The sequence below is a fragment of the Sporosarcina sp. 179-K 3D1 HS genome (assembly GCF_047228905.1).
Lineage (GTDB): Bacteria > Bacillota > Bacilli > Bacillales_A > Planococcaceae > Sporosarcina.
This window is the reverse complement of the sequence record NZ_JBFEGI010000001.1, coordinates 69,353-94,144: the sequence shown is the minus strand read 5'-3', so window position 1 is coordinate 94,144 and position 24,792 is coordinate 69,353. Positions and strand designations below refer to the sequence as shown.

Here is a 24,792-nt window from a genome sequence, read left to right as displayed (position 1 = left end):
ACACATCTAGGAAGGATGAGGAGTTTGATACGGGTAATCGTAATGGCATTTATCGTTGGCATCACATCGGGAGTGGGCATCGGAACGCTATCTGACGGTCCGCACAGGGAAGGGGCCATGATGGGACTTACTTCTATTGGACTCATCGCTGCTATTTCCGTAGGTGTGTATTTGTTTGATAAAAGACGGATTGCTAAATATGAAGCGTAATGAGGAAAACCGTGTCTCCGGGTGGGACACGGTTTTTTCTTTGCCTATAATGAAACACTGATTTGGAGGGGATTTAAATAAAACAGATATATTTTATTAGTACAGTGTTCGTTCTATTGTTGTTAATAAGTGGTTGTAATCAAAAACCAACCCTTGAGATGAGTGAAGTTTTAGGTCAATCAGGGGAAACGTTTAGGGGATTAGATGAAATAGAGACAACTGCGGCTTCATTTGATGGAGAAAATGATGTTAAGTTTAGGCTTATGGTTGAAGAAAATCTGACAGAAGAAGAAGCTATAATTTTATTTAACAAAATTATAGATAGTATTGTGCAATACTCAAATCAATCAGATGTATGGGATTATTATAATGGCTATTTTGACATCAAAAGTTATGAGAATGGCGTGATATATGAAGCGACAAAACTTATCGGCAAAGATTTGGATATAATGTCCAAACAAATTATGAAAAACGATTAGTCATGTCGATTTATAAAGGATTGCAAACGGATGCGTTAGCTTGGACTGTAAATCGGTCCTGTTCTTTATTAACGAGACATCAACATTGTTATTTAACACAGCCATTCCAAAATCAAAACCCTTCCGGTAAAATGGGAATATGTACCGGGTAAGGGGGGAATGGATGAATCGGATTGTATTTTTTTCACTGGTCATCTTGACGACATTTTTAATGGGATCGACGTTCGCTATCGGGAAATGGGGGATGGTGTATGCGTCCCCGCTGTTGCTCATCGCCAGCCGGTTCACACTGGCGGGATTGATCCTGGCGGTGTTCGTGAAGGGGACGCGAAAACCGCATCCGATTAAGCGGACAGACTGGGGGTGGATGGCCGCCATCGGGTTTTTCCAGACGACGTGCGCAATGGGCTTTATCTTCCTCGCACTTCGTACCGTAACGGCAGGGGAGACGGCAATTTTGACGTTCATCAACCCATTGCTCGTCATCGTTTTCGGGACCGTCTGCCTGCGTGTCCGCTACCGGCTGCAACAGTGGGTCGGCGTGCTATTCGGCTTCATCGGGGTCTTCATCACGATGGGCGCGCATTTGGAATTTCGCATCGGTACCGTTTTCGGTTTGTTATCCGCCGTCACCTGGGCAATCGCCACTTTGTTGATGAAAACGAAGGGGCACCGGTATGATACATGGGTGGTAAGTGCGTACCAGATGCTGTTTGGAGGACTGTTCCTGTTTTTGGCAAGCTTCCTGCTCGAGGAACCGTTTTTCATCATCCATACATATTCGCTTCTCCTCATCATCTGGCTGACGCTGGCGGCCTCGATCGTGCAATTTACGGTGTGGTTTTATTTGCTCAAGAAGGGGGATCCGGAGCGCACAAGCGCATTTTTGTTCTTAGCGCCGTTTTTCAGCATCCTGTCGGGGTGGCTCATTTTGGACGAGCAGCTGCATTGGACGATCTGGGTCGGGGGTGCCGCCATTTTCCTTGGGATTTTCCTTGTCAACTGGAAACTGGAAAGTCCGGGTTGGTGGAAATCCCAGCGCGTGGCAAAGGACGCTGGCCATTGACAGATTTCTCTTGCAATCAACTCTCGCATATTGGATAGTGGAAATAGACAAAGGAGTGATGCATCATGGTAGAACTGAAGAAAGTGGATTTAATGGAAGTCGTGCGGGAAGGGGCTACGCCGCCGAATTGTGATTTGACGTTGCAAATTGAAACGACGTTCGCGGAAGACGGGGTATCCCGCGGCGTATGGACAGTGGATGAGAAGTTCATTAACGGCAATGGTGTCTCGATGGGGGGCTATTTGGCGTCCGCAGCGGACATTATGATGGCGTATGCGGTCGTATCCAAACTGCAGCCGGGTCAGACCTTCGCGTCCATCGACTTACATACGACGTTCCATCGGCCAGTGTTCCCGGGGCAAGTGGAAGTGCAGGCGCGCGTGGAGCGGATGGGACGGAAAGTTGCTTATGTCGTCGCGGAATTGTCCCAGAACGAGAAAAAAGTGGGGGACGTTGTTTCCTCGGTCATGATTTTAGATAAATAAAAAACCGGCTTCTCTGAAAATGAAACCGGTTCCAAAATCGATCTATTCCGAATCCCATTCGGAGTAGATTTTTTTTGCGATCATTAGCGCATTTTGAACGCGCGGAAAGCCTGTATATGGAATGAGCTGCATGATGCATTCCACAATCTCCGTTTTCATCAGCCCGACAGTCAAGCCCCGCTTAATATGTGTGGCGATTTGCGGTTCCGCCCCTTGTGTGACGAGCGACGCGATCGTCACTAGCTGCCGCTGTTTACTATCCAAACCCGACCGCGAGTAGATTTCCCCGTAGGCAAATTCCACAATGAACCGCCGTAAATCCGGTGCCAATTCGCGCAGCGCATCCGCTGTCATCATGCGATCTGCCTCTTCTTCACTGACATAGTGCCGGATCGTGTCCAGCCCTTTATCCAATCTAGTTTCTCCCATTTCTACCCCTCCCCGATTTCATTTTACCAGAGTTTTCGGTCGGCAAGGAGATCGAATGTTGGGTATAATGAAAAAGCGAACGACAAACTGCGCATCCAGAGGAGTGGGAAGATGAACCGGACAATGGAAGAAACACATTTAAAAGAGGTTGAAAAACATTTTACGACAAGTGAATTTTGGAAGTTCATCGGGCTGGAACTGCTCGAGTTCGGGGAAGGGCGAATTAAGCTCGGCCTGCCGTATAAGAAGGAGTTCGATAATGTTCGGGATACCGTCCATGGCGGCATTTACATGGCGGTCCTCGACACGACGATGGGCATGTTCTGCCGGTCGCTCGGTTTCAACGATGTCATTACGATTCAGATGAACACCCAATTTCTGAAGCCTGTCATCGAAGGGGATATTACGGCAACCGCCGCGTTGATCAGCCAAAGCCGGACAACCGCGCTTGTGGAAGGGCGACTATTCGACGAGGGCGGAGAATTGATCGGATTCAGTACGGCGACATTCAAGACGGTCAAATGAAAAACCAGGTTGTGCAACTCAAAGTTGTACAACCTGGCGTCCAAAACTGAACTCGGCCCAAGAACGGATTTCATAGGATGGCTGAATGGCGGAATTATTGATGCGACCGCTTGGATTGAACCAGCAAGTGTCAATCCCGGCATTGCAGCCGCCCTGGATATCCGAGGTAAGAGAATCGCCGACCATCAGCACGCGGGATTTGTCGGTGATTCCCAGCTTTTCAAAGGTATAATCGAAAATCTCGACTTGGGGCTTCTTAAAGCCGGTTTCTTCAGATGCAATAATCGCTTCGAATGTGTTGCGCAATGATGATCCTGCCACACGCGCATGCTGCGCCAACGTAAAACCGTTCGTCAACACGGCCAGCCGGTAATCCGCTAACCCTGCCAACATCTCTTCCACACCTTCAATAAGATGCGATTCTTTCCCCAAATTCTCTATGTACAACTCCCCGAACTGCATCGCATCCAACTCCAGCTGGTGCTCTGCGAACAACCGGCGGAACCGCTCCACTTTCAATTCTTCCAACGTTGTCCGATCCTGCTCCAAATCATCCCATAACACCGAACTGATCGCCCGGTAGCTCTCCCGATATTCATTAAATCCATTCGGCAAATCGTAAAACTGGAATGTGTGATGTAACGCATGTTTCTCCGTTTCTGCAAAATCAAATAACGTGTCATCTAGGTCAAATAAAAACAAATCATATGGCATGTGATTGACTCCTTTTTTGAACAAGTGAGATTAGTATAGCACGGAAAAGGCCCGGGAAGGGGAGGCCGGTTTGAATGGGTGGAGTGGAAAGCCGCGAGTTACAAGGAAATAGGGTGGGATTACATACGGGGTGCAAGCAAACTGTTTTGTGTGCCCATGAAACTGGTAAAAAGCGGTCCAGTAACGAGGTAGGAAAGTCCTGAATTGCAAGAAAGTAGGGCAAGAGTGCAAGGAACTCGCCCACGAGTGCTAGCAAACCTGCTTTGTGTGCAATTAAACTTGGGTTTTGTGCAATGAAACTAGGGATGAGTGCAAGAAAACCCCTCTCCCGGGTGAGTGGGAGAGGGGTTGATCCGATTACTGTCTTTGCTTGTTGACAGTTATACTTGTGCTGCCTTTAAAAGGATTGCCATTTACATCTGTAATCTTATTTCCATCCTTAATGTTTACCACTACGTTTGCGGCATCGTATTCACTTGGCGATACAAAAGCCGTACTATCACTCTTTTTGATGGCCACAATGTTATCCGTGCCCAATGTAGAGGCGACTGTGACATCAACTACCCGATTGTTCACCAGGACTTCTAGACCTGTGATTCCATCCGCAGCTTTAATATTTTCGTTGAATGTTAATTCGATCAAATTATCTCCATTGAAGGAAGCTGATTGTAAGGTTGGTGCGATATTCTCAATGAAGGGCAACGTGATGCGGTAAGGCTGCATGGCTATACCATTTTCACCCTTGACGTTGGAACTGATCTCCAGTTGGTGTTGTCCATTGGCTGTAATGGTGCCTTCTCTTAATGTCAATAATACTTCGCGCTTGTTTCCATTGAAGATGGCATCCTCAAATACCTGTCTTCCGTCAACAGTGTAATTACCGAGGGTAAGTGCTGATTGACCCATATCCCGGTCATATGTTACAGTCACCGTTCGATTCGTAACAGTAGGGGTTCCGCTAACTGTTGGTACGGTTGTATCCTCCGCTGGAGTGAGCGTAAAGTTGACATTCAAGTCATTGGCCAATGCCGGGTCAAACGTAGCTTTAGGCAACGTCAAATTATACGTACCCATATCCTTTCCGGTCATTTTTAACCGTACGACTTTATTATTATTGCTATCGACTGATAAATTGTTGGTGCCCGTGATTGTTACATCTTTCCGGACATTTTCTGGCGTAATGACCGTTCCTATTATTTCGATACCTGCCAAATCCGCAGCAGTCATATCTCGGTTAAACGTCCATTTCACGTAGGTTTCATTGTTATCCCGTTCCACTTCCGTCCGTTCGATAGCTGGAACGATGTCCGTAAATGTCACGTTATTCGAAATACGATTTCCGACATTTCCTACCAGATCCTTGTAATCGGATACCGTGACATTGCGCACGCCGCCGTTCGTGATAGGCTGAATGGTAATCGTCACTGTATTTGTCGCCGCATCCCACACTTGTTTCGAGTTTTGCGCTTGTGTGACGCCTTCTAAATTAACGTATTTATCTGTCGCAATCTCTTGCAACGCTTCACTAAACTTCACCTTCAACGTATTCAACCCAACCGCTTGCATCGAAACAACTTCCGGTTTTGCCGTGTCCGTGACGTTCGAGTGTACGGTCACTTCCGTAGGGTTCGGATTGATGATATTGCCGCTCCAATCGGCTGCTCCAGTGATGACGACGCGATAATCGCGGTTGGCCTGTAAGCCGGAGAGGCGGATACCGGTGTTGTCCGATGTCAACTCCGCTTTGACGGCGGTTGCCTCCGTATTGCCTTGGTAAATCTTCACATTGCCCATTGTGCTTATCTCTTCCGAGAAGTTCAGTACCGCCACGCCGGCTTGTGGATACGTTACGTTCTGGTAGGTCGGCCGCACGGTGTCACTGAATGCAACCGTCTGCGTATAAAGTGCAGTGCTGACATTCTTATCCGCTTTCGTTGGAACCGCGCGAACTGTAATGCTGAACTCCGAGTTATTCGGTAGTGCGTTATTCAGTGTCAGGACGGCTGTCTTATTGTCCTCTTGCAATTGAGGTTTGAAGGTCGTTCCCTCCGGCAACCCGACAAACCCGTACGTTCCTGTTTTTTCTGCTTCCTCTTTATCCACTTCCGTGTTGAACTGGACTTGGACTTTTTTCGCGTTCAAAGCAGTCACTTTGTCGACGGCTGGTGTCGCTGGTGCTTTGACCATGACCGTAATGACCAATTCTTCCGCAGAATTACCCGCTTGGTCTTCAGCATTGTAAGTTATTTTATAAGTTCCTGGTACATCGGTATCAATGGCTGTCAGACGTTCGCCAGCTTCGTTCGTGATGACTGTTTCGACCTTTACTTCTTTGTCTACGTTATCTGTCGCTGTCACAGTTGGCATTGTAAAAGCTGCACCTTTTGCCAGCTCGATAATTTTCTCACCTGTATAGTTCAGCTTCGGTGCTTCCTTGTCCACATTCTGGTCCGGTGCTTCCAAAGTGGAGGCCTTGTATAAGAAGGATGCGAATTGGCCGCGGGTCGTCGATTCTTTCGGACGGAAGTTGGTCACTCCGGTAATATTGAAGTAATCGAGCACATGGATGGAAGATCGTGCTTCCGCTTTCGCTTTCGCGAGGTCCGTCACATCTCCTTTAAAGTCCTGTTCCGATACGTATGAAATTAGATCTGTTTTATGGATGGCATTATAAGCACGCACAAGGACGATCGCCATGTTTTCGCGGGTGATGTCTTTGCCTGGCCCCAATGAACCGTCCTCATAACCGCCGAATACACGGTTGTCTTTGACGAGTGCCGCATACCTTAATAATTCGTCATTGGTCTTGCTCGTCAAGTCGGTAAAACGGGGGTTCGTCTTGTAGTCGGACGGAACATCATATCCAAGGGAAACGAGCCATTTCCCCATCATTTTTACGACATCGGAACGTGTTAACGTGCGGTTCGGCTGGAACGTGCCATCCGGATAGCCGCCGATGATGCCTGCTTCGACGAGTGCATCGATCGCTTTCTCATGTGTATTGCCGACCGTATCGGGAAAACCGGCCGCACTTGCAATTGGTGCGACCGCCGTAGCCGTCAAGGCCGCTGTTGCGACACCCACCATGAATTTACGAGATTTTTTGGAATTAATTGACATATTATAGTAGTCCTCCTCTAAAAATAGTAGAAGTAAGATAAATAAAAGAGCAGACGCCCTATCTACACCTATACCCGTAACCTAGTTTGTTAATCTTAATTTAACGAAAATAAGGCCAATCAACTAAGGTTTTATTGTTATGTAAATGAAAACTCCTACTAGTTTGCCATGAGTACCCTTATTTATTGGAAACCTCTAGTAATTTATTATTTAAACTAAGGATGGCTGTTGAGGCGCGCTCATACTTTTGGAGAAGCGATCATAAATTTCCAGGGGCGCTCATACTTCCGTGGAAACGATCATATTTCCCCACGGTCGCTCATATTCCAGGAGAACCGATCATAATTCTCCAGAACCGACCATATTTCTGCTCAACCGCTCATAAGCCCAACCTCCAACCTCCAACCTCCAACCTCTACAGCAAAAATGAAGACCCGGTCCGCCGCAGCGTCCGGGTCATACTTCTATTCCTCAATATCTCTTCTGCTCCAATCCCAACATATCTATCATCGGGCAATAGCGGGTCATGCCTTCCGCGACTTTCATCGCGCCAACCATGGACCAAAATATTTGTTTGCCGGATGGTTTTTCCCAAGCCATATTGGCGGTGGACCAAGCGAGTAACGTCAAACCGCCCGTAATCCTCAATAATGCGTTGACCGTTCCGATGTTGTGCTTCATGAGGTGCAGCTCCTTTCAGGTCTTTCTATTGAGGATTCCCCGAAGCTCCTACACTAAACAAACAAAATCCCGGACAGGACACATTTTTGTGTCACCGTCCGGGTTCCTGATCTCTTTTATCGTTCAAACACTTGATGGAGCACTTTAGTCGGCTCCATATTGATCAAATTTTTATAAATGCAGCTTTGCGGTTTTTCACGCAATACTTTCGAGAAGGAATTCGCCCATTCCGCTTCGCCGGCGATATGGACTTCCTTCCAGCCGCGGTCTTTTTTCATTTTCTCGATAACCGGACCCATTTCTTTGAAGAAACGTTCCAAGTTTTGCTTCAGCCGTTGGTCGAGATCATCGACATGGCTGCCGCCGGTTCCACGGTTCCCTGAAGGGTTCAGGCCTTTCTGCTCCCGCCATACTTGCAATCCGGAATCGAATTCAAACGTCTTTTCTTCGTGAATGAACCCCATCGCTGTATCCAAGATGCGGACTTCCCCGAAACTCGGCAAGACAATTCCCGCTTCTGGATAAGCTTTCAACATGTATTCCAATTGTTCCGTCTCGGGATGCTTCTCCCAATAGAAATTCGTCTTGACCGGAACTTGGACATAATGGACGGACCACAACTCGGGGTTCGCCGACGCAAAAATAACGACTCCCTTATGTAAGCCGTTTTGGTTGTTCCCGATTTCTTTTTCCACTTTCTCCCGGAGTTTTTTATAGGCCTTTAATTCAACTTCGTTCTTGGAGGCCTGCAAATACTCCTGAATCCGTTTCAATCCATTCTTCAGCTGGATTTTCCAAGCACCGTTCGCCTGCTCGGGATCGGCCGGATTCGTATTCAAATACACACTTAGCACACATCGATCATCACACTGAAAATCTTGTAAGGCTTGAAGTTCTTTGCTCAATGTCATTTATCCTTCAACTCCTCGTCATGTACTCTCCATATCCTTTACCCTATTATTCTATTGATAAACATGAAAAAGATGCCCGATTGCCCGATTTTCGTTACACTATACAAGAAGTCGCAACTTAGAGAGGAATAGATCAACATGAAAGGCACTTCGCATTTAGTGATCGGCACGGCTGCAGGAGCGTGTGCTGGTCTTTATCTCAATGCAGATCCGCTGACGCTTGTCATTTGTGCCGCTGTTGGAGGCTTATCGGGTGTCATGCCCGATTTGGATACAAACGGCTTGGCCAGCAACACGGTCACCTTATCCAAAAAGAAGGTGAAAACCCCGCTTTTGCTCATGGGCATCGGAGTTGTCATTTATGCGTTCTATCAATTCATTCAGGGAACGGACGCCATGCTTTTCAAACAGCTCGGGATAGGGGTCGGAATGGTCATCTTATCGGCTGTCATCACCCAGAAGCGGATGCTGACGTTAACAGGTGTCGGCATTGTGATGGGGGGAGTGGCGCTCGATCGGACATGGCTTGTATTACTTGGTATCTTCGTCATCCTCGCTTCCTTCCTCCCACATCGCTCCTACACCCATTCTCTATTGGGCCTAGGATTTTTCTCGCTCATTTTACAATTGGCTCAGACGGATCTGCAGTTGGAAGGCTTGTATTTGGCAGGAATGGCAGGTTATGCGAGTCATTTAGTTGCGGATATGAGAATCTTGCCGATGAATCGGCGGGGCGTCAAATTGTTCGCGCCTGTTTGGAATAAAGAGTTTTAATTAGAAAAAAGGTGCCCTGTTTTCAAAAACAGGGCACCATATTTTTATTGAAATAAATTGATGGTTGTGATGATGATCGGCATGGCGAACACATCGATTAGGAACGCACCGACGATCGGGACGATGAGATAGGCTTTTCTTGACGGTCCGAAACGTTCCGTCACCGCGGCCATATTTGCCATGGCGTTTGGTGTAGCACCTAATCCATGTCCGGTGAAGCCCGCAACCATGACGGCAGCATCGTAGTCCTTGCCGAGGAGGCGGAACAAGACGAAAATGCCGAATAGAACGATGAAGAGAACTTGGACAAAAACGATGACGAGCAATGGAAGGGCAAGTCCAGCAACTTCCCAAAGCTTGATGCTCATTAAAGCCATTGATAGGAAAATGCCCAATGTAATATCGCCGATCAAGCCGATGCTCTTCATATGGATGGCCCGCGGATTGAATTTATCCACGATATTCCGGACAATGACCGCCACGAACATCGCGCCTACATACCCAGGGAGGACAAAGCCGGTCGCTTCGGAGAATAGTTCGCCCAAGTATGTGCCTAAAGCCATACAGAGTGTAATAAGCAAAATTTGTGTAAAAAAGGTGTTTGTTTCGATTTCCAGCTCATCTTTCTCAACGGAAAAGCCTTCAACTTCTTCGGTTTCGGTCGGTTTCAAATCATATTTTGAAACGAGGAATTTGACGACCGGGCCACCGACGAGACCGCCTGCGACGAGACCGAATGTTGCAGCCGCAATCCCGATGGAAAGTGCAGAATCGATACCGAGGTCTTCGACAGTTTGACCGAAAGCCGTTGCAGCCCCATGTCCGCCTTCCATCGATACTGCTCCGGCCATCATCCCGATTAGTGGATGAATATCAAAGAGGGAAGCCATCGATACCCCGATGGCATTTTGGGCCAGGGCCAAAAATCCACAAGCCAGCCAATAGATGACGAGTAATTTCCCGCCTAGTTTCACCAGTTTGAAACTTGCCCCGAGACCGACTGTCGTAAAGAAGGTGAGCATGAACAAACTTTGTAGCGATGTATCCAATGTGAAATTCAAAAAGCCGAGCGATTTGCCAATGGTGGCGAAAATGGCGAAAAGCAGACCGCCGACAACGGGCGCGGGTATACAGAATTTCTTCAGGACCCCTACATTTCTCACTAAGTATCTTCCCAGCACCAATAAGGCGATGGCCAAGAAGATGGTCGTGATCTGATTTAGTTCGATCGTCATTATTTAGTCCCCCCTAAAAAAGTGGTGATGGCTTCATTCGTCAGATATGCCCCTAGTTTAACTGTGCGATTGTTTTCATCCACCGATGGATTCACTTCCGAAATATCGAATGAAAGCGTATTCTCTTTGGAGGTGACGGTGCGAATGATCGTACGGACAATGGAAGGATCCAATCCGAACGGGGAAGGGGCACTGACGCCAGGAGCAAATGCGGCATTCAATACATCCGTGCAAAGTGTAAGCATGATGTAATCATGATTGGCGATGAACGCTTCAATCGCTTGTACGGCATTCTCCATCGGACCCACAGTCAAATCTTCTTCATATAAATAGGTGGCTCCGAGCTCGTCCGCTTTATCGAAAAGTTCTTGTGTGTTGCCGTATCGTTGGATACCCAGTACAAAATAATCCGTATGGTTGTCTTTCTCTAAAATCTGTCTGAACATCGTCCCGGAAGACGGTTGTTCGTCATAAGAACGCATATCGAAATGGGCATCGATATTAATGATTCCAAGCGTTGCCTCGTTGCCGATGAACTTGCGTACACCCAAATAATGGCCATACGCCGTTTCATGTCCCCCACCCAAAATGATTGGAGTGGTGCCAGTAGATAACACTCCTGCCACGACATCCCCTAAGTCACGTTGGGCTTCTTCCAATTGATTCCCTTCACATCGGAGGTTTCCGAGGTCGACAACTCTTTTTTCTTCACTCATCTTCCATGGTAATTTTGCGAGTTCCTCCCGTATTGCGTCAGGACCTGCAGCGGCACCAAGTCGTCCTTTGTTCCGGCGGACGCCTTCTTCGCATTCGAATCCGATTAATGCACAAGTTGAAGAGGGAACGGCTTTTTGTTGAAGCTCTCCAAATTCGATGATTTGGTGATAGCGGAAACTGGATCGATTAGTATGATGATCCGTCCGACCTGACCAAATAGTTTGATCTACTTTACGTAGCATTACAATCAACATCCTTTCTGAAAAAACGGAAAATATAATGTATAAAATGAACTGAAAAAAACGCTGACCCATAGGCTTCGGTAGTGGTAAAGTTTCCCTGCCCATCCGCAGAAAGCGTTTGCTTTGAGCAGAAGAGCACGTAAATTGCTACTAAATTTATTATAAGGGGGTACATTTATAATTTCTAATATATAATTATTATGAAACGATAGTTTGAAACTATAAATGGAAAGATGGAATTAACATGGACTTAAAGCAATTAACGTACTTTGTCACAGTTGTCGAGCAGATGAGCTTTTCAAAAGCGGCTCATATACTTCATATTTCCCAACCATCTCTTAGTAATGCCATCAAAAATCTGGAAGAAGAGGTCGGCTTTCGAATTTTGGAACGAAGTACGCGGAATATCGAGTTGACGGAGTCGGGGCATATCCTCTACAAGAGGGCGGTCCGAATTTTATTGGAAATGAAGATTGTGGAAAAGGAAATGCAGGAAGTGAGGATGATCGGAAATGGGGAACTCCGGATCGGCATGATTGAATCGGCCAAGCATTGGATCCCCAAAGTGATCCGTCAATATGAGGATGAATTTTCCGATATGCAGTTGTTGTTAACGGAAGTGCTGAGCGGGGAGAACGTGAAACGTTCTTTACGCCAATATAAGACTCATTTCATCATCACGAACCAGTTAATTGATGAATCGGATATTGTGAGCATCCCGCTGTATAAGGAAAAACTCGTTCTCGTCCTCCATGAGAGTCACCCGTTAGCGGCCAAAGATTCTATTGGACTGCAGGATTTGCAGCATGAGCCGTTCATCATCACCAGTGCAGGGTTTCAAACGAGAGAGGATGTCTTATCGGCGTTCGCGTCAGAACAGCTCCAACTGCAAATAAAATATGAAGTCGAACGGTTTGAAACAGCGTTGAGCCTCATACTTGAAAATCTCGGAGTATCGCTCATGCCGGAGAATTATTTAGCGGACCGTCACGAGAAGCGCCTCGTTCATAAGGTCATTTCTTCCCCTTCATTGGAACGCACCGTGTACTTGACGTATATGAAAAATCGCTACATGGCCCCGGCCATCCGTGTGTTTCTCGATAAAATCACCCGATTTTTCAGTTGAAAATGAAGGCGATTCGTCTATCGCAAAGAGGACTTTGCATAGTCATCTTTTATTTTTCGGTATCACTAACCCCCTCCGCGCATACCTTGTATAAATCAAACCCTGAATGGAGGGGACCTCATATTGGACATCTTACACAAACTGAGAAGTTATCGGGAAGAAGAGAACAGCTTAAAGTGGGAAGGGACGTTCGCTGAGTATTTGGACATCGTGAAAGCACGGAAAGAAGTTGCCCAAACTGCTCACTCGCGAGTCTATCATATGATCAAAAGTGCGGGAGCGTCGGAAAAAGACGGGCAAAAGGTGCATCATTTTTTTGGTGGAGAAATTTTTGGGCTAGAAGAGGCAATCGACCGGCTCGTGGAAGAGTATTTCCACCCGGCGGCCAAGCGACTGGATGTACGGAAACGGATTTTATTGCTCATGGGCCCGGTAAGTGGCGGGAAATCGACGATTGTGACGTTATTGAAACGTGGTTTGGAGCAATACTCCAAGACGGACGAAGGGGCAGTGTATGCCATCAAAGGCTGCCCGATGCATGAAGACCCGCTGCATTTGATTCCCCCGGAATTAAGGGATGACTTTTACGAGGAATATGGTATCCGGATCGAAGGCAGTCTATCCCCATTGAATACGATGCGATTGGAAAAAGAGTACGACGGCCGAATTGAAAATGTCATGATCGAGCGGATTCTCTTCTCGGAGGATCGGCGCGTCGGCATCGGAACGTTCACCCCGTCCGATCCGAAGTCACAGGATATTGCTGATTTGACGGGCAGCATCGATTTCTCTACCATTGCCGAATTCGGTTCGGAATCGGATCCGCGTGCCTACCGGTTCGACGGCGAGTTGAATAAAGCGAATCGGGGCATCATGGAGTTCCAGGAAATGTTGAAGCTGGATGAAAAGTTTCTCTGGCACTTGCTTTCATTGACCCAAGAAGGGAATTTCAAGGCGGGCCGTTTTGCCTTGATCAGCGCAGATGAATTGATTGTGGCGCATACGAATGAGACGGAGTACCGTTCCTTTATTGCCAATAAAAAGAACGAAGCGCTTCATTCGCGGATCATCGTCATTCCGATCCCGTACAATCTGAAAGTGAGCCAGGAAGAGCGCATTTATGAAAAGATGATCAGCGACAGCGACATGGCCCATGTCCATATCGCTCCTCATGCACTGCGGGTGGCTGCCATTTTCTCTGTGCTCACCCGATTGAAAGTGTCGAAGAAGCAAGGTATCGATATTTTGAAGAAAATGCGTTTGTATGACGGTGAAAATGTGGAAGGCTTCAACCGGGTCGATGTCGAGGAGCTGAAGAAGGAGTTCCAGGATGAAGGAATGAGCGGCATCGATCCACGCTATGTCATCAACCGGATTTCATCGGCCATCATTCGTAAAGAAGTGCCGTCCATCAATGCGCTCGACGTACTTCGCTCCTTGAAGGATGGGCTCGACCAGCACGCTTCCATTTCGAAGGAAGACCGCGAGAATTATATGAACTATATCGGCATCGCTCGCCGGGAGTACGATGAAATGGCGAAAAAAGAAGTCCAGAAGGCGTTCGTCTACTCCTACGAAGAATCTGCCAAGACGCTCATGGATAATTATTTGGATAATGTAGAAGCATTCTGCAATAAAAATAAAATACGGGATCCGTTGACTGGTGAAGAGATGAACCCGGACGAAAAGCTTATGCGGTCCATCGAAGAACAAATCGGAGTATCCGAAAATGCGAAAAAGTCGTTCCGGGAAGAAATCCTCATCCGGATCTCCGCATACGCGAGAAAAGGGCAGCGGTTTGATTACCGTTCGCATGACCGGTTGCGGGAAGCGATCCAGAAAAAATTGTTCGCCGATTTAAAGGACGTCGTCAAGATTACGACCTCCACCGCTACGCCGGATGAATCACAATTGAAGAAAATCAATGAGGTTGTCGTTCGGCTCATCGATGAACACGGCTACAATTCAACGTCTGCCAATGAGTTGCTTCGTTATGTGGGAAGCCTCCTAAACCGATAATGGATGAAAAAACAAGACTGTTTGTCCCGAGGTCTTGTTTTTTCATAATCAAAATGAGGAAGGCCGTCAAGAAACGTTTCTACGGTGCATAGAATAGAGACAAATACAAAATACAATCGGATGATAGATGGGTGTGGATAAAATGGATGAAAAGCACAATGGCCGTTTTGTCGTCTCACAGGAAAACTGGTCCCTCCATCGGAAAGGTTATCAAGATCAAAAAAGGCATATGGACAAAGTGAAGGAAGCGATTCAAAAGAATTTGCCGGATTTGATCAGTGAAGAAAGCATCATCATGTCGGATGGCAGCGGTATTATCAAAATCCCGATCCGCTCATTGGATGAATATAAAATACGCTATAATCACGATAAATCGAAACATGTGGGGCAAGGGACCGGCGACAGTCAAGTCGGAGATGTCGTCGCGAAGGATGGTTCGAAAGGGAAAGAAGGTTCGGGGGAAGGAAAAGAAGCAGGAGATCGTCCAGGGCAGGATTATTATGAAGCCGAGATTTCCATTGCAGAGTTGGAACAAATTTTATTCGATGAAATGGCGTTGCCTAATCTGGAAGAACGGGAACAGGCGGATAGCACAACAGAAAAAATTGAGTTTAATGATATCCGGAAAAAAGGGTTGATCGGCAATATCGATAAGAAGCGGACGATCTTGTCTGCCATCAAGCGCAATGCGTTGCATGGCAGTGCCGTCATCTCGCCGATTCATAATGACGATTTGCGTTTCAAGACTTGGGATGAAATACAGAAACCGGAATCGAAAGCGGTCGTTCTTGCGATGATGGACACAAGTGGTTCGATGGGTAATTTCGAAAAAAACATCGCCCGCAGCTTCTTTTATTGGATGACCAAGTTTTTACGGTCCCAATACCAGTCGGTGGAAATTGAATTTATTGCCCACCACATTGAAGCGAGCGTCGTGACGGAAGAGCAGTTTTTTACAAAAGGGCAAAGCGGCGGGACGAAATGTTCGTCCGCCTATCTGAAGGCATTGGAGCTCATCGGCGAAAAATACAATCCGTCCCGTTATAATATTTACCCTTTCCATTTTTCCGATGGCGAGAATATGTCAAATGACAACAAGCTTTGCCTGGAGCTCGTCCACGAACTGATGTCCATATGCAATATGTTCGGCTATGGGGAAGTGAATGAGCACCGGCGCTATTCGACGATGATGTCCGCTTTCAAGACGATCGAACATTCGAAATTCCGCCATTATATTTTGAAGGAAAAGCAGGATGTCTACCATGCGTTAAAAAGTTTCTTCAAAAAGCAGTCAGAGGGGGGAACGGATTGACGGACCAAGGAGAATTGTTGCGCGCCATTGATGAAATAACGGAAATTGCGACGGGGTTCGGCCTCGATTTCTACCCGATGCGTTATGAAATTTGCCCCGCAGATATCATCTACACATTCGGCGCATACGGCATGCCCACGCGGTTCACCCATTGGAGTTTCGGGAAGCAATTCCACAAGATGAAACTCCAATACGACCTTGGGTTGAGCAAAATCTATGAATTGGTCATCAACTCCGATCCGTGCTACGCCTTCTTGTTAGACACGAATAGTTTGATTCAAAATAAAATGATTGTCGCCCACGTATTAGCCCACTGCGACTTCTTTAAGAACAATGCTCGTTTCTCCAACACGAGACGGGATATGGTGGAAAGCATGACAGCAACGGCGGAGCGGATCGCGGATTATGAATTGATCCATGGCAAGGAGAAAGTCGAACGCTTTCTGGATGCGGTGTTGGCGATTCAAGAACATGTCGATCCGACGCTCATGAGGCGGAGCCAACAAAATGATGTTCCTGAGGAAGAGGCAGCTCCACGGAAAACGCAATACGATGATCTTTGGAATTTGAACGGGACAGAAAAGGAAAAGAAATCGACTGCTTCCAAAAGGCCTAAAATCCCATTGGAGCCGGAAAAAGATATATTGCTCTTCATTTTGGAGCATAGCCGGGAGCTCGATGAATGGCAGCGGGATATTCTGACGATGTTGCGGGAGGAAATGTTGTATTTCTGGCCGCAGATGGAAACGAAAATAATGAATGAAGGTTGGGCGACGTATTGGCATCAGCGGATTTTGCGGGAAATGGACATGACGCCATCGGAAACGTTGGAATTTGCCAAACTGAACGCCAACGTCATTCAACCGTCGCCTACGTCCATTAACCCATATTACTTGGGTCTAAAAATTTTCGAAGACATTGAAAGGCGTTATGACAATCCGACAGAAGAAATGCGCAAATTCGGGGTTCAGCCGGGAACAGGACGGAGCATGCTATTTGACGTCCGGGAAGTCGAGTCGGATAGCTCGTTCATCCGGAATTATTTGACGAAGGAATTGATCGAGCAAGAGGACTTATATATTTTCCAGAAACAAGGCGCGGAATATAAAATCAGCACAAAGGACTTCGAAGAAATCCGAGATCGGTTGGTGTCCATGCGCGTTAACGGGGGATTCCCGTACATCGTTGTTGAAGACGGAGACTATCTTCGCAACGGGGAATTGTATTTGAAGCATCACTATGAAGGAACCGAACTCGATTTGCCTTATTTAGAAAACGTGCTTCCTTATCTTCATCAACTTTGGGGACGGATCGTCCATCTGGAGACGTACGTCAATGAAAAACCGATCGTCTACTCATATGACGGTCGGAAAGTATATCGTCGGACGAAGGAAGCGTGAAAACCATGATATAAATAGCCAGTTGACGGGAACTCCCGCCACTGGCTATTTCGGTTAACTCTGACAGTATTCCTGTACATCTTTACATCTCTACAAATATCCCATCCAAATCAGGCTCTTTGGTTAACAGCCCCGTCTCCAACATCCACTCCGCCGTCACTTTCCACGTCTCTGCATCCTGCTCCCCGAACGCATTTGGGGCTTTCATTTTCGGAAGAAGGATGGAAAGAGATTCTTTTTCCACTTCCTCAACAAGCGGGAAGTTGGCTTCATCTTGATGTTTCAATAAAGTCGATAAGGCTTCGTCCGGGTCATTTTCCATATCGGCAAACGCTTTTCCGGCCGCCCGCCAAAAAGCTCGGATATTTTCATGCTCCTTCTCCCATGTATCATCGCTCGTTACGACCACAAGCTCATAAAAAGAAGGAACGCCGTACTCAGTCGGATCGATATGGCCCGTTGGAAAGCCCTCGTGCTCCAGAAGGGGCACTTCATGATTAATATACGCGCCGATGACCGCGTCTGTCTTTTCGGAAACTAAAGAGGAAGTGAGCTCAAACCCGACATCCACCATTTCCACTTTACTGTAGTCGGCGCCATCGGTTTCCATCATCGTCTCTAGCATTGCTTCATTCAATGGAATTCCCGTAAAACCGACCGTTTTGCCTTCTAAATCCTTTGGACTGGCAATGCCGCTGCTCTGTAAAAATGCCACATGATTCAAAGGGGAACGGACAAGCGTGCCCACAGATTTGATTCCGATTCCTTGTTCCGTCTTCGCAATGAGCACATCCGGCTGGTAGGTAATACCGAGCGTCACTTTGCTGGCTGCCGCCAAGTTGATCGGATCTGATGGATTTGCTGGGAATTGAATATCCACTTCAATTCCTTCCTCTTCGAAATAGCCTTTTTCTTGCGCTACATATAAAAAGCTGTGCACCGCGTTCGGATACCAATCCAGCATGATGCTCACCTTTTGATTTTGTTCTTCTTCCGTTTGGCTGCATGCACTTACTATAAGCAGCAGCACGGCACTCGCCAGTAAAACCACTAGTTTCTTCAATTTTGAGACCTCCACTTGAACAATCGTTTTTCAATCAATGCAACACATAAAAATAAAAGGATGCCAATTCCAGTCAACACGAGAATCGGCGCAAACACAGCCGCTCCGTCAAATTGCGTCATCATGCGCCTGCTGAAATAACCGAGTCCCGCTTGTGCTCCGAGCCATTCCCCGATGGCAGCACCGATGACACTCATCGTCACCGCAATCTTCAATCCCGAAAAGAAATGGGGCAGCGCAGCCGGCACGGAATACTTCCAAAAAATATCGCGCGGGGTGGCGCCCATTGTCCGTAGTAATTCCCGGGCATCTTTTTGACCCGCCGATAAGCCGTCGAAAGTGTTCACCGTAATCGGAAAAAACGTAATGAGGACTGTGACGGCCACTTTACTCCAAATTGTATAGCCAAACCACAGAACGAAAATGGGGGCAAGGGCAATGACCGGAATCATCTGCGAAGCGATGAGCAGTGGATAGACCGCTTTTCGCACAGCCGGCTTGGCATGCATCCAAACCGCTACGGCTGTTCCCATACCGATGGATAAGCACAACCCAATGACAATGACCGTAAACGTGACAGGCAAATGCTTGAGGAGCAGCACCTCCTTCAACTCCCACAGCCGGATGACGATTTGCACAGGCGAGGGCAGGATGAAGGTTTTATTCAATAATCGGGCGCCGGCTTCCCAAACACCGAGTAGGATGGCAACGATGGCAACAGAAGAGGGGTTTCTCATATCCTCACCTCGGATTTCAGTGTTTCCAGCAATTGCTCCTTCAGCGCCAAGATGGCGGGTGCATGCAAATCTTTTCGCGTCCGGGGTCTCGGAAGCGGCACTACCATTTCTTCCAATGAAGTGACAGGTGAGTTTTGCACGACGAAAATCCTATCTGACAGGAAGAGTGCTTCTTCCACGTCATGGGTGATGAAAAGGATCGTCGATTTCTGAAGGTCCCATTGCCGGAGCAGCCATTCCTGCATCGACAGGCGAGTAATCGCATCGAGGGCGGAAAACGGCTCATCTAGTAATAGTAGCGGACTTCCGGAGAGAACGGCTCGCAAAAAGGCGACCCGCTGCTTCATGCCGCCTGATAATTCTGCGGGATATTTTTCACCCGTTCCCCCAAGGCCGAACTGATCCAATAAAGGCACAACCCGTTCCCGGGCGGCCCGTTTTTTCATTCCCTTCACTTCAAGCGGAAGGCAAGCATTTTCAATAATGGTACGCCATGGCAACAACAAATCTTGTTGCGGCATATAGCCGACATTTCCGAGAAGCGGCTCGTCTATTTTTCCATTGAAAACGATCCGGCCCGCTGATGGAGATGCCAGCCCTGTCGCGAGTCGGAATAGCGTGCTTTTCCCTGAACCGCTCGCCCCGACAATCGAGATGAATTCCTCTGGATATACTTGAAAGCTCAAGCGATCCAGGATGTTGGTCTGACCATCATAACTGTATGACACACCATCAAACTTGAGCATGGTGGTTTTCGGCTCCTGGCCACATCTGTTTCGAATTCGCCATGTCCCAGAACATGTATTCAAAACGAGTCGTGTTCAAGAAAATTTCCTCCAGCCTTTGCAACTCATGCTCCGGTTTGCCTTCCGCATACTGATCCATCAGTTCGATGCACCAAGACGCCAGTTCACCGAATTCTTCGGAAGCGTACATGCGGATCCAATCTCCGTACAACGGATGATCCGCTGCCCCCGGAATGGCGCTTAGCTCTTTCCCGATCTCCCAATAGCTCCAAGCGCATGGCAGCAGTGCCGCGACGACTTCCGCCACGGTGCCGTTCTGGCAGACATGCAGCATGTAATGGGTGTACGCGAGCACGATTGGCGAAGGCTGTGCCGACTCCAGCTCTTCCTCGGAAATGCCGAATCGTTTGGCATAACTTCTATGCAGTTCCATCTCCGTATTCAGGGTCCCATCCAGTAAAGAAGCGAATCGTCCCATCGTCTGTAAATCAGTCGCCTTCACTGCCCCGATCGCAAACACTTTCGCATAATCTATCAAATATAAATAGTCCTGCACCATATAAAAACGGAACTTATCCGGATCCAACGTGCCGTCTCCGATTCCTCGGACAAACGGATGTGCGTGATTCTGCCTCCATATCGGCAACGTCTTCTCGTGCAAACGGTCTGTGAACTTCATGTCTGATATCCCCTTTCTATTTGCCCAAAATAAAAATCCACCTCTTGAAGAAGAAGTGGATGAAAGACATTCGAAAGCACAACCGGACACAGACCGGCAGAATGTAACTGCTCAACACCTCTTCCTTACGCCGGCATGATCCGGTTCAAGTTATAAGGGTTAAGGCCAATGCCTCTCTCAGCTCTGTGCGAGCACCCCTAGCGGTGAATCTTATGAAGTTGGATTGCCCCATTATAAACATAGATGGATTGGAAGGTCAACTGCGCCTATGGAAATCCTTGGGGTATCAAAGGGAATCTCCGTCACGCAACCAGGTGCCGGTTCATATACATAGGAGGGGAGGAGGCAGAGGAAATGGTTTCATTGACACCGATATTCCTGGACGGCCACGCGTTCACCGCCACGACGGTCCGTCTACCGAAAACCACGTTGCTGACAGTTTCAAACGACGTGGGCTATATTATGTGCGGCGCACTCGACGTGGAACTGCTCAACACCCTGCTGATCGATCGCCAAATCATTGCGGGCCGTGCGGTGGGGGTTAAAACAATCGAACAATTGTTGAAAGCGCCGCTTGAATCGGTCACGATCGAAGCGGAACGGCTTGGGATACGCAAAGGGATGAGCGGGGAAGAGGCATTATTGAAAATGGTGTAGAACGAACAGCTCCTAATGAGACGATTCTCTGTGGAGCTGTTTTTGGGCATTTATTTACTTGATTACCAAATACTCCTACTACAGTTGGATCAATTGCCACGAGAGTTTCCCTGCGCCCTGACAGTTTCGGGAATAGCCCTTACAGTTCGCCTGATTGCCATGAGAGTTACCCCGCGCCACAACAGCTTCTCCCTTGAGCCCGAAAATGCCCCCTCACCACCCTTACCTCAAACACCAAATAATGAAAACGCACATAAACTAAAGCAAAGCAAGGAGGTTAGTCATGGAAAAAGAACAAGCGTCTCCGCGGAAGCCGAAATCAGCCCGGGCGAAATGGCATCTGTTTGAAGTGATCGGAATTTTATTGGTTTTTGCCTCGTTAGTTATCTTGCTCGCCGTTCCGGATTCCCTGTCAACATTTTTCAATACGGTCATCGGTGAAGTGAAACCGATTGTCGTCGATATTTTCCTGACGAGTGAAGTGGGGATCGCCATCATCATCAGTGTCATTTTTGGGCGGTTGTTGGAGCGTCTCGGTTTTACGGACGGGTTGATCCGTCTGTTTGTTCCGGTCATGAAATGGTTCCGTATCAATCCCTCTGTCATCGTGCCAAGTGTTTACAACATTCTCGGTGACATTAACGCAGCCGGAAAAATTGCCGGCCCGATTCTCGTCAAAGCCAAAGCGACGAAGGCGGAGCAGAAAATCGCCATTGCGACGATGGTTCAATCGCCACAATCGTTCGCGACCTTGGTGTTAGGCCTCATTGCCCTATCTGTATTCGGCATCCAAGCATTTCCGCTCATCGTCCTCTCCATTTTTCTACCAATTATAATCGTCCCAATCCTCTTATCCAAAACAATCTATCGAGATACAAAAAAAGTGGAACTCCAAGAACTTCCGCGTTTCACTCCCAAAACCCGATTTCTTCATACCATATTCGCTTCTGCAAAAGAGGGGGCAGAACTGCTTTTCTTACTCATCATCCCAGCGGTAGCGGCGGTCTTTTTCTTCATTGGCGCATTTAAATTCTTCGGCCTCTGGGGTACGATCGAAGCGGCTTTGACATCGGCGCTGACGTTCATGAACATCGAACCCGCGACAGGCATCGTATCCATTTTAGCCGCACCGACCCTGGCAGTCGCACAACTCGCAGATTTGGCTGCCACGGTGGATCCAAAACTGATTGTCGGATCGTTCGTCCTCGCCAATTCCGGCTTGCCATTATCCGTCATTTTCGGCCAAGTGCCGGTCACTTGGGCTGAAATTTCAAGTTTGAATGAAAGGGAAGCGTTGATGGCGGCGATTGTCGGAATGGTGATCCGCCTAGCGACGGCTTGGATTTTAGCCACTTTCCTGACGCCATTCCTGCTGGGTTAGAGGGATGAATCAAACCTACCTCGTCAAAGGGAAAAAGTTCGTGACCGTCACCCCTATCGGAACGGTGAAGGACGGAGCCATGCGCATCAAAGATGGAAAAATCACAGAAATCGGACCTGCCGTGAAGCTGACAGAACAATTTCCGACCGACCGAATACTGGACTACGGAGAGTGTGTCATTACACCTTCCTTGGTCGATTGTCATACCCATTTGCTTGAATTCGCACCGACGATGTTGTATCCGGTTACACCGGAAACCCATTTCCATGCTGGAAGGGCCATCCTGTTCAAGGCATTACGTTCAGGAATCACTGCGCTTGGCGAGCAGATTTGCGGCCACCCGCTCTGTGATTTCTCAGTGGCAGACTACCGGAATGCCGTGTCGGATATTCCAATGGATATTTCATTTGCCACGACAAGCATTTCCATAGGTTTCCCGGAGCTGGCCCACTATAGCGCAATCACTCAAACGAATGCCATCCGCAAAAGCGATCTGATCGATCCGCAATTAATCCAGAGAATCGCAACTGAAAGCGATTTTCCCGGTGAGAATATCTTCATCAATGCGACGCCCGCCAACTTTATACAAGAAGTGGTCCCGCGAGCAGGAGAAATCATTTATACGTTGGAAGAATTAAAGTTGATTACCTCCATTTACCATAAAGTCGGCAAGCGGATCGGTGCCCATGTGGCAGGGGAGGAGGGCATTCGCAAAGCGCTTCGGGCAGGTATAGATGTCCTTCATCATGCGCACGGCATCACGGAGGAGCTGCTCGAGCAAGCGGTCAAACAAAAAGTTCGCATTGTGGCCACCCCTCTCGGAGGCACTCATTTGCCACCTAATTCTCCGCATGAAATCATGCGATTTATAGAGAAAGGGATGCGTGTTTCCATTTCGACAGATGCTTATCTTCCGCCTTACCCAGGGGTTCCGTGGCTTCCATATAACAACCAAACCCCCCGCGGACCGGAAGAATTGATGCGAATTGCGCATCCGGCGATGGTCCTTTTACAATTCCGCCAAATGGATGAAAATGAAATTCTCGCTTTACTCACCTCTCATCCGGCTGAAATACTCGGAAAAGGGGATCGGTTCGGGAAGTTGGCACCTGGAATGGACGCCAATTTTCTGGTGGCGGAAGGAATCCCAGGTTTGGACATCACGGATCCCAGGCAAATCAAAGCGGTCTTCATGAAGGGACAGAAAGTGATTCAGCGAATATAACATACCGCGGGCAGGACAATTTCCTGCTCTTTTTTCTAGGAATCAATTTTGGACAGGCAAAATCGGATGCGTTATGATGGAATTACTTAGCACGTACTACCATTTGAAAAAGAGGTGGGAAAGGAGCAATCCGCATTTGGCTTGGCTGTATGTATTATTTGCCGCGATTATTGAGTTGTTTTGGGTAATTGGTCTTCGCTATTCCGATTCTTTATTGGATTGGAGCTTGACAATCATTGCGATTGTGTTCAGTTTTTATTTCATCATCAAAGCTTGTGAGAAATTGCCTTCCGGCACGGTGTATGCGGTGTTTACAGGATCTGGAGCCGCCGCGATTTTCATCATCGATGTTGTCGTCTTCCAATCTGCTTTTTCTTGGGTCCAAGCTGGATGTGTTGGGTTGATCATATTAGGGGTCGTCGGTTTAAAAATGGCAGATCCTCCTATAGATGAACCGGAAGCGACGGCTGGGGGTGGCAGCTAATGGCTTGGCTCTATTTGGTGATTGCCAGTTTCGGAGAGATTTTTGGTGTCCTGGCTATCAATCTATTCAACCAAAAAAGATCGATGTTACGACTTCTCTGGATTGTCGTCACATTCGGCTTCGGCTTTCTGTTCCTCTGGCTCGCCATGCGGGAAATCCCCATGGGAACCGCGTATGCGGTATGGACCGGATTAGGGGCCGCTGGGACAGTATTAATGGGAATCCTCATTTTTAAAGAACCAGGGAATTGGAAACGGCTGATTTTCTTATTGTTGATCATAAGCGGCGCCGTGGGATTGAAATTATTCAGCTGAATGGTTACATGGACAATGTAAAGCTACTTGATTATTAATATCATAGAAAAAGGCCGTCCAG

At 47.7% G+C, this 24,792-nt stretch carries 26 protein-coding genes and 1 riboswitch; of the genes, 15 read left to right on the top strand and 11 right to left on the bottom strand.

Features of this window, described 5'->3' with window-relative positions; genetic code table 11:
- Positions 1 to 24: 24 nt before the first annotated feature.
- The 4 genes from AB1K83_RS00460 to AB1K83_RS00445 all read left to right on the top strand — a co-directional run bounded on the left by AB1K83_RS00460 (position 25) and on the right by AB1K83_RS00445 (position 2,240).
- Positions 25 to 210 (top strand): hypothetical protein, encoded by a 186-nt coding sequence (locus tag AB1K83_RS00460; RefSeq protein ID WP_413056185.1) that lies wholly within the window; start codon positions 25 to 27, stop codon positions 208 to 210.
- A 116-nt stretch (positions 211 to 326) separates the two neighbouring features.
- Positions 327 to 689, top strand: coding sequence for a hypothetical protein (locus AB1K83_RS00455; RefSeq protein WP_413056184.1), 363 nt, complete (start codon positions 327 to 329; stop codon positions 687 to 689).
- Between the two features lie 163 nt (positions 690 to 852).
- Complete coding sequence (locus AB1K83_RS00450; RefSeq protein WP_413056183.1) at positions 853 to 1,755, top strand: DMT family transporter; 903 nt, start codon at positions 853 to 855, stop codon at positions 1,753 to 1,755.
- A gap of 65 nt (positions 1,756 to 1,820) precedes the next feature.
- Positions 1,821 to 2,240, top strand: coding sequence for a PaaI family thioesterase (locus tag AB1K83_RS00445; RefSeq protein ID WP_413056182.1), 420 nt, complete (start codon positions 1,821 to 1,823; stop codon positions 2,238 to 2,240).
- 42 nt (positions 2,241 to 2,282) lie between these two features.
- Here AB1K83_RS00445 and AB1K83_RS00440 read toward each other — a convergent pair whose 3' ends face one another.
- Positions 2,283 to 2,669: a carboxymuconolactone decarboxylase family protein gene (locus AB1K83_RS00440; protein ID WP_413056181.1), complete on the bottom strand. Its 387-nt coding sequence runs from the start codon at positions 2,667 to 2,669 to the stop codon at positions 2,283 to 2,285.
- 111 nt (positions 2,670 to 2,780) lie between these two features.
- Here AB1K83_RS00440 and AB1K83_RS00435 point away from each other — a divergent pair, with 111 nt between their 5' ends.
- A complete protein-coding gene (locus tag AB1K83_RS00435) occupies positions 2,781 to 3,194 on the top strand; it encodes a PaaI family thioesterase (protein WP_413056180.1) in 414 nt (137 codons plus the stop codon).
- Positions 3,195 to 3,212: 18 nt separating this feature from the next.
- On the opposite strand, the gene AB1K83_RS00430 is transcribed toward AB1K83_RS00435, so the two are convergent.
- The 4 genes from AB1K83_RS00430 to AB1K83_RS00415 form a co-directional block, all read right to left on the bottom strand.
- A complete protein-coding gene (locus AB1K83_RS00430) occupies positions 3,213 to 3,908 on the bottom strand; it encodes a YjjG family noncanonical pyrimidine nucleotidase (RefSeq protein WP_413056179.1) in 696 nt (231 codons plus the stop codon).
- A 357-nt stretch (positions 3,909 to 4,265) separates the two neighbouring features.
- The gene (locus AB1K83_RS00425; protein ID WP_413056178.1) at positions 4,266 to 7,028 is read right to left on the bottom strand and encodes an S-layer homology domain-containing protein; all 2,763 of its coding nucleotides are present in this window, start codon (positions 7,026 to 7,028) and stop codon (positions 4,266 to 4,268) included.
- Positions 7,029 to 7,499: 471 nt separating this feature from the next.
- Positions 7,500 to 7,709, bottom strand: coding sequence for a DUF2892 domain-containing protein (locus AB1K83_RS00420; protein WP_413056177.1), 210 nt, complete (start codon positions 7,707 to 7,709; stop codon positions 7,500 to 7,502).
- 116 nt (positions 7,710 to 7,825) lie between these two features.
- On the bottom strand, positions 7,826 to 8,620 hold the full coding sequence (locus AB1K83_RS00415; protein WP_413056176.1) for a VLRF1 family aeRF1-type release factor: 795 nt from the start codon (positions 8,618 to 8,620) through the stop codon (positions 7,826 to 7,828).
- A gap of 138 nt (positions 8,621 to 8,758) precedes the next feature.
- On the opposite strand from AB1K83_RS00415, the gene AB1K83_RS00410 reads away from it, so the two are divergent.
- Entirely contained in the window at positions 8,759 to 9,394 is a 636-nt protein-coding gene (locus tag AB1K83_RS00410; RefSeq protein WP_413056175.1) for a metal-dependent hydrolase, read from the top strand.
- A 44-nt stretch (positions 9,395 to 9,438) separates the two neighbouring features.
- On the opposite strand, the gene gltS is transcribed toward AB1K83_RS00410, so the two are convergent.
- Together gltS and hutG are read right to left on the bottom strand one after the other, a co-directional pair.
- Positions 9,439 to 10,629 (bottom strand): sodium/glutamate symporter, encoded by a 1,191-nt coding sequence (gene gltS / locus AB1K83_RS00405; protein WP_413056174.1) that lies wholly within the window; start codon positions 10,627 to 10,629, stop codon positions 9,439 to 9,441.
- Positions 10,629 to 11,588, bottom strand: coding sequence for a formimidoylglutamase (gene hutG, locus AB1K83_RS00400; RefSeq protein ID WP_413056173.1), 960 nt, complete (start codon positions 11,586 to 11,588; stop codon positions 10,629 to 10,631). Before hutG ends, gltS begins: the two co-directional genes overlap by 1 nt.
- Positions 11,589 to 11,832: 244 nt before the next feature.
- Between hutG and AB1K83_RS00395 the strand changes: the two genes are divergently transcribed.
- The 4 genes from AB1K83_RS00395 to AB1K83_RS00380 all read left to right on the top strand — a co-directional run bounded on the left by AB1K83_RS00395 (position 11,833) and on the right by AB1K83_RS00380 (position 17,445).
- The gene (locus AB1K83_RS00395; RefSeq protein ID WP_413056172.1) at positions 11,833 to 12,714 is read left to right on the top strand and encodes a LysR family transcriptional regulator; all 882 of its coding nucleotides are present in this window, start codon (positions 11,833 to 11,835) and stop codon (positions 12,712 to 12,714) included.
- A 123-nt stretch (positions 12,715 to 12,837) separates the two neighbouring features.
- Entirely contained in the window at positions 12,838 to 14,733 is a 1,896-nt protein-coding gene (locus AB1K83_RS00390) for a PrkA family serine protein kinase (protein WP_413056171.1), read from the top strand.
- Between the two features lie 142 nt (positions 14,734 to 14,875).
- The gene (gene yhbH / locus AB1K83_RS00385) at positions 14,876 to 16,045 is read left to right on the top strand and encodes a sporulation protein YhbH (RefSeq protein ID WP_413056170.1); all 1,170 of its coding nucleotides are present in this window, start codon (positions 14,876 to 14,878) and stop codon (positions 16,043 to 16,045) included.
- A complete protein-coding gene (locus AB1K83_RS00380) occupies positions 16,042 to 17,445 on the top strand; it encodes a SpoVR family protein (protein WP_413056169.1) in 1,404 nt (467 codons plus the stop codon). Before yhbH ends, AB1K83_RS00380 begins: the two co-directional genes overlap by 4 nt.
- 82 nt (positions 17,446 to 17,527) lie before the next feature.
- Here AB1K83_RS00380 and AB1K83_RS00375 read toward each other — a convergent pair whose 3' ends face one another.
- Genes AB1K83_RS00375 through tenA form a run of 4 tightly spaced genes read right to left on the bottom strand, consistent with a single transcriptional unit; the run spans position 17,528 to position 20,670 of the window.
- On the bottom strand, positions 17,528 to 18,508 hold the full coding sequence (locus tag AB1K83_RS00375) for an ABC transporter substrate-binding protein (RefSeq protein WP_413056168.1): 981 nt from the start codon (positions 18,506 to 18,508) through the stop codon (positions 17,528 to 17,530).
- Positions 18,505 to 19,245, bottom strand: a complete 741-nt coding sequence (locus AB1K83_RS00370; RefSeq protein WP_413056167.1) for an ABC transporter permease — start codon at positions 19,243 to 19,245, stop codon at positions 18,505 to 18,507. Before AB1K83_RS00370 ends, AB1K83_RS00375 begins: the two co-directional genes overlap by 4 nt.
- A complete protein-coding gene (locus AB1K83_RS00365; protein ID WP_413056166.1) occupies positions 19,242 to 19,991 on the bottom strand; it encodes an ABC transporter ATP-binding protein in 750 nt (249 codons plus the stop codon). Before AB1K83_RS00365 ends, AB1K83_RS00370 begins: the two co-directional genes overlap by 4 nt.
- On the bottom strand, positions 19,978 to 20,670 hold the full coding sequence (gene tenA / locus AB1K83_RS00360) for a thiaminase II (RefSeq protein ID WP_413056165.1): 693 nt from the start codon (positions 20,668 to 20,670) through the stop codon (positions 19,978 to 19,980). The genes AB1K83_RS00365 and tenA overlap by 14 nt, the downstream gene beginning before the upstream one ends.
- A 105-nt stretch (positions 20,671 to 20,775) precedes the next feature.
- Positions 20,776 to 20,879, bottom strand: a riboswitch (TPP riboswitch).
- Positions 20,880 to 21,024: 145 nt separating this feature from the next.
- Here tenA and AB1K83_RS00355 point away from each other — a divergent pair.
- The 5 genes from AB1K83_RS00355 (at position 21,025) to AB1K83_RS00335 (ending at position 24,731) form a co-directional block, all read left to right on the top strand.
- A complete protein-coding gene (locus AB1K83_RS00355; RefSeq protein ID WP_413056164.1) occupies positions 21,025 to 21,327 on the top strand; it encodes a YunC family protein in 303 nt (100 codons plus the stop codon).
- A 283-nt stretch (positions 21,328 to 21,610) separates the two neighbouring features.
- The gene (locus tag AB1K83_RS00350; protein ID WP_413056163.1) at positions 21,611 to 22,708 is read left to right on the top strand and encodes a hypothetical protein; all 1,098 of its coding nucleotides are present in this window, start codon (positions 21,611 to 21,613) and stop codon (positions 22,706 to 22,708) included.
- A 4-nt stretch (positions 22,709 to 22,712) separates the two neighbouring features.
- Entirely contained in the window at positions 22,713 to 23,933 is a 1,221-nt protein-coding gene (locus tag AB1K83_RS00345) for an amidohydrolase family protein (protein WP_413056162.1), read from the top strand.
- Positions 23,934 to 24,069: 136 nt separating this feature from the next.
- Entirely contained in the window at positions 24,070 to 24,417 is a 348-nt protein-coding gene (locus AB1K83_RS00340) for a DMT family transporter (RefSeq protein ID WP_413056161.1), read from the top strand.
- Positions 24,417 to 24,731, top strand: coding sequence for a DMT family transporter (locus AB1K83_RS00335; RefSeq protein ID WP_413056160.1), 315 nt, complete (start codon positions 24,417 to 24,419; stop codon positions 24,729 to 24,731). The genes AB1K83_RS00340 and AB1K83_RS00335 overlap by 1 nt, the downstream gene beginning before the upstream one ends.
- Positions 24,732 to 24,792: the final 61 nt, after the last annotated feature.

Coding starts and splice junctions, on each gene's coding strand:
- hutG (WP_413056173.1), bottom strand. CDS start 11,588: ATGCTACGTAAAGTAGATCAAACTATTTGGTCAGGTCGGACGGATCAT.
- AB1K83_RS00425 (WP_413056178.1), bottom strand. CDS start 7,028: ATGTCAATTAATTCCAAAAAATCTCGTAAATTCATGGTGGGTGTCGCA.
- tenA (WP_413056165.1), bottom strand. CDS start 20,670: ATGAAGTTCACAGACCGTTTGCACGAGAAGACGTTGCCGATATGGAGG.
- AB1K83_RS00345 (WP_413056162.1), top strand. CDS start 22,713: ATGAATCAAACCTACCTCGTCAAAGGGAAAAAGTTCGTGACCGTCACC.
- AB1K83_RS00430 (WP_413056179.1), bottom strand. CDS start 3,908: ATGCCATATGATTTGTTTTTATTTGACCTAGATGACACGTTATTTGAT.
- AB1K83_RS00435 (WP_413056180.1), top strand. CDS start 2,781: ATGAACCGGACAATGGAAGAAACACATTTAAAAGAGGTTGAAAAACAT.
- AB1K83_RS00395 (WP_413056172.1), top strand. CDS start 11,833: ATGGACTTAAAGCAATTAACGTACTTTGTCACAGTTGTCGAGCAGATG.
- gltS (WP_413056174.1), bottom strand. CDS start 10,629: ATGACGATCGAACTAAATCAGATCACGACCATCTTCTTGGCCATCGCC.
- AB1K83_RS00355 (WP_413056164.1), top strand. CDS start 21,025: ATGGTTTCATTGACACCGATATTCCTGGACGGCCACGCGTTCACCGCC.
- yhbH (WP_413056170.1), top strand. CDS start 14,876: ATGGATGAAAAGCACAATGGCCGTTTTGTCGTCTCACAGGAAAACTGG.
- AB1K83_RS00450 (WP_413056183.1), top strand. CDS start 853: ATGAATCGGATTGTATTTTTTTCACTGGTCATCTTGACGACATTTTTA.
- AB1K83_RS00370 (WP_413056167.1), bottom strand. CDS start 19,245: ATGAGAAACCCCTCTTCTGTTGCCATCGTTGCCATCCTACTCGGTGTT.
- AB1K83_RS00415 (WP_413056176.1), bottom strand. CDS start 8,620: ATGACATTGAGCAAAGAACTTCAAGCCTTACAAGATTTTCAGTGTGAT.
- AB1K83_RS00440 (WP_413056181.1), bottom strand. CDS start 2,669: ATGGGAGAAACTAGATTGGATAAAGGGCTGGACACGATCCGGCACTAT.
- AB1K83_RS00420 (WP_413056177.1), bottom strand. CDS start 7,709: ATGAAGCACAACATCGGAACGGTCAACGCATTATTGAGGATTACGGGC.
- AB1K83_RS00350 (WP_413056163.1), top strand. CDS start 21,611: ATGGAAAAAGAACAAGCGTCTCCGCGGAAGCCGAAATCAGCCCGGGCG.
- AB1K83_RS00335 (WP_413056160.1), top strand. CDS start 24,417: ATGGCTTGGCTCTATTTGGTGATTGCCAGTTTCGGAGAGATTTTTGGT.
- AB1K83_RS00410 (WP_413056175.1), top strand. CDS start 8,759: ATGAAAGGCACTTCGCATTTAGTGATCGGCACGGCTGCAGGAGCGTGT.
- AB1K83_RS00445 (WP_413056182.1), top strand. CDS start 1,821: ATGGTAGAACTGAAGAAAGTGGATTTAATGGAAGTCGTGCGGGAAGGG.
- AB1K83_RS00365 (WP_413056166.1), bottom strand. CDS start 19,991: ATGCTCAAGTTTGATGGTGTGTCATACAGTTATGATGGTCAGACCAAC.